Below are 3442 nucleotides of genomic sequence, written 5' to 3' on the forward strand. Positions count from 1 at the left end.
CAGGATCTGCGCCTGGATGGTCACGTCCAGCGCCGTGGTCGGCTCGTCGGCGATGACGAGGTCGGGCCCGTGCAGCAGCGCGATGGCGATCGCCACGCGCTGGCGCATGCCGCCCGACAGCTGGTGCGGGTAGGCGCGCAGCCGGTCGTCGGGGCTGGGAATGCCCATCAGCGCCAGCGTATCGCGCGACAGGGCGCGGGCCTCGGCGGTGGTGGCGCGGCGGTGCGCCTTGACGGCCTCGATCATCTGCGTGTCCACGCGCAGCACCGGGTTGAGCGTGGCCATCGGGTCCTGGAAGATCATGGCGATGCGGTTGCCCTGCAGCGCGCGCCGCTCGGCAGCCGGCAGCGTGGTGAGGTCGCGGCCCTGGAACAGCACTTGCCCGCCCTCCACGCGGCCGGGCGGATCGACCAGCCCCATGATCGAAAAGCCGGTGACGGATTTGCCCGAGCCCGACTCGCCCACCAGGCCCAGCACCTTGCCGCGCCCGAGCGTGAACGACACGCCGTCCACCACCGGCAGCACGCCGGCGCGGGTGTGAAAGCGCGTGCGCAGATCGCGCACCTCCAGCGTGGGAACGCCGGCGGGCACCGCGGCAGCGGACGCCGGGATCGGGGAAGACGATGCGGTGCCCATCATTTCTGCAGCCTCGGGTTGAGCACGTCGCGCAGCTGGTCGCCCACGAGGTTGATCGCGACGATGGTGAACAGCAGCGCCAGGCCGGGAAAGAAGCTGATCCAGTATTCGTTGGACAGCAGGTACTGGTAGCCGTTGGAGATCAGGAGGCCCAGCGAGGGCTCGGTGATCGGCACGCCCAGGCCCAGGAACGACAGCGTGGCCTCCAGCGTGATGGCGCGCGCCACCTGCAGCGCGCCGATCACCAAGAGCGGCGGCAGGCAGTTGGGCAGGATGTGCCCGGTGACGATGCGCCAGCCCGGAATGCCCTGGCCGCGCGCGGCCTCCACGTATTCGCGGCGCGCCTCCACCAGCGCCTGGCCGCGCGCCGTGCGGGCGTAGTAGGCCCACTCCAGCAGCACCAGCGTGAGCACCACGTTGCCCACGCCCTTGCCCACGTAGGCCAGGATCATCAGCGCCATGAGGATGGTCGGGAACGACAGCAGCAGGTCGACCACGCGCATCAGCAGCGCATCGACCTTGCCGCCCGCGTAGGCCGCGAGCAGCCCCACCAGCGTGCCGATCACCGCCGCCACCACGGCCGAGCCCACGCCCACCAGCAGGCTGATGCGCAGGCCGTACACGATGGCCGAGTACAGGTCGCGCCCCTGCCCGTCCGTGCCCAGCCAGTAGGTGAAGGTGCCCTCGGCGTTGGCCGCGCCGGGCTTCAGGCGCGCATCCAGCACATCGAGCTGCATCAGGTCGTAGGGGTTCTGCGGCGTGATCCAGGGCGCGGCCAGCGCCGCGATCACCAGCAGCGCCAGCACGGCCAGCGCGGCGGCCGCGGTGCGCGAGCGCAGAAAGTCCGCCGCCACGCGGTACCAGATCGACCGGTCGTCGAAGCCCCGCGCCACGGGAGCATCGGGCGAAACCACAGGCTGCGTCATGCCGCGCCCTCCACCCGGGCGCGCGGGTCCAGCAGGCGGTAGAGCACGTCCACCACCAGGTTGAGCGTCACGAAGATCACGACCACCACCATCAGGTAGGCCACGACCACGGGGCGGTCCAGGCTGTTGATGCTGTCCAGGATCAGCTTGCCCGCACCGGGCCACGCGAAGATGCTCTCCGTCACCACCGCATAGGCAATGGTTGAGCCCAGCTCCAGGCCCAGCACCGTGACGAGCGGGATCAGCGTGTTGCGCAGCACGTGCATGCACATCACCCGCGCGGGCGACAGGCCCTTGGCGCGCGCGAACTTCACGAAGTCCTGCGGCAGCACCTCGCGCACGCCGGCCCGCGTGAGCCGCAGCACCAGCGAGATCTTGAACAGCGCCAGGTTGAACGCCGGCAGCGCCAGGTGCTGCAGGCCATCGAGCGTGAGGAACGACCACGGCACGCCGAACAGCTCGCGCGTGGCGCCGCGGCCGCTGGCGGGCATCCACCCCAGTTGCACGCTGAACACCATGATGAGCATCAGCGCCACCCAGAACGCCGGCAGCGAAAAGCCCGCGATGCTGACCGCCATGAGCGCCTTGGACACCGCGCTGTCCGGCCGCATGCCGGCATAAAGCCCCAGCGGCACGCCCAGCACCACCGCCAGCACCAGCGCGGCCAGGGCCAGCTCCAGCGTGGCGGGCAGGCGCTGCAGGATCAGGCGCACGGCATCTTCCTGGTACACAAAGCTCTTGCCCAGGCTGCCATGCAGCGCGCCGTCGATGAAGGCCAGGTACTGGCGCCACAGCGGCTGGTCGAGCCCCAGCCGCGCGATGGCGGCCAGGCGCTCCTGCTGGTTCATGTCGTCGCCGATCAGGATGTCCACCGGGTTGCCGATGGCGTGCAGGCCCACGAACACGATCACCGTCATGGCCAGCACCACCAGCAGCGCCTGGCCCAGGCGGCGCAGCAGCCAGCCGGTCATGGCCGCGGGGCCGCGGGCGGCCGCGAGCGCTTCAAGGCAAAAAGGCCTCCAGTGCAATATCCACTAGGGCATATAGCTATTATTTTCATAGCAATCATCGCGTGACCTCCGGGGCGCTTTCGGGAAGGGCCGGGGCGCTGGCGGCCGGCGCGGCGGCTTCGGACCCATAGGCCGGGAAGGCCGCCGGCGTCCATTCGTCGCCGTCCAGCTCGGGCTCTTCGTAGCGCTGCATGGCCGCGTAGTGCAGCGCGGCGTCGTCGGCCAGCAGGCGGGCGGCCAGGCCCCGCGCCAGGCGCTGGGCGCCATCGCTGATCTGCGGGATGTCGCCCGCGCCCGCGCCCTGCGACAGCGCGCCGCCGTAGTTGAAGCAGTGCACGCGGTCCAGGCCCGGGCAGGCGCCGGGCGCCTTTTCCTGGAACTCGAACAGAGGCCCCAGGTCGGGCGAGGCGACCAGCTCGGCATCGTCCTCGCCGGCCGGCGGCACGAAGCGGTCCTGCCACAGGCGCACGGCCGGCGCGAACGCGGCGAACTCCGGACGCAGCGCCCAGTCGGTGCGAAAGCCGGTGCAGAAAATCACGAAGTCGGCGGCCAGCGGGCCCTTGGCGGTCTCCAGGCGCAGCGCGCCATCGGGCCGCACGGACGCGCCGTGCACGCCGGCCCCCAGGTGGAAGTGCGCGTTGGCGTGGCGCGATACGCGCAGCGTGCTGCCGTGCGGCGGCGGCACCTGCTGCACGTTCAGGTAATGGCGAAAGCGCCACTTCCATTCGTCCGGCAGGGCCCAGAAGCCGTGTGCCATGCCAGGGTTGCCCGCGCCCTTGCCCTTGTTCACGCGGGGCAGTTCCGCGCGGCGCACCAGCAGGTCCACGCGCGCGGCGCCGGCCTCCAGCGCCGTGGCGGCCGAATCCATGG

The 3442-nt window shown here is 71.1% G+C and carries 3 protein-coding genes and 1 pseudogene; all 4 read right to left on the bottom strand.

The window, feature by feature from the left end; translation table 11 throughout:
* Window positions 1-639, bottom strand: a 639-nt coding sequence (locus AC27IQ_RS20765) for an ABC transporter ATP-binding protein (protein ID WP_487090622.1), incomplete at its 3' end; no start/stop codon positions are given.
* On the bottom strand, window positions 636-1562 hold the full coding sequence (locus tag AC27IQ_RS20770; RefSeq protein WP_487090623.1) for an ABC transporter permease: 927 nt from the start codon (window positions 1560-1562) through the stop codon (window positions 636-638). The genes AC27IQ_RS20765 and AC27IQ_RS20770, both read right to left, overlap by 4 nt.
* On the bottom strand, window positions 1559-2533 hold the full coding sequence (locus AC27IQ_RS20775; protein WP_284426666.1) for an ABC transporter permease: 975 nt from the start codon (window positions 2531-2533) through the stop codon (window positions 1559-1561). The genes AC27IQ_RS20770 and AC27IQ_RS20775 overlap by 4 nt, the downstream gene beginning before the upstream one ends.
* A gap of 94 nt (window positions 2534-2627) precedes the next feature.
* Window positions 2628-3442 (bottom strand): annotated as a pseudogene (locus AC27IQ_RS20780) (FAD-dependent oxidoreductase); the annotation flags it as partial.

This window comes from Acidovorax sp. KPB24-07, assembly GCF_057543315.1.

What these genes read in the sequence shown, in the direction of transcription:
- AC27IQ_RS20770 (WP_487090623.1), bottom strand. Translation starts at nt 1,562, where the DNA reads ATGACGCAGCCTGTGGTTTCGCCCGATGCTCCCGTGGCGCGGGGCTTC.
- AC27IQ_RS20775 (WP_284426666.1), bottom strand. Translation starts at nt 2,533, where the DNA reads ATGACCGGCTGGCTGCTGCGCCGCCTGGGCCAGGCGCTGCTGGTGGTG.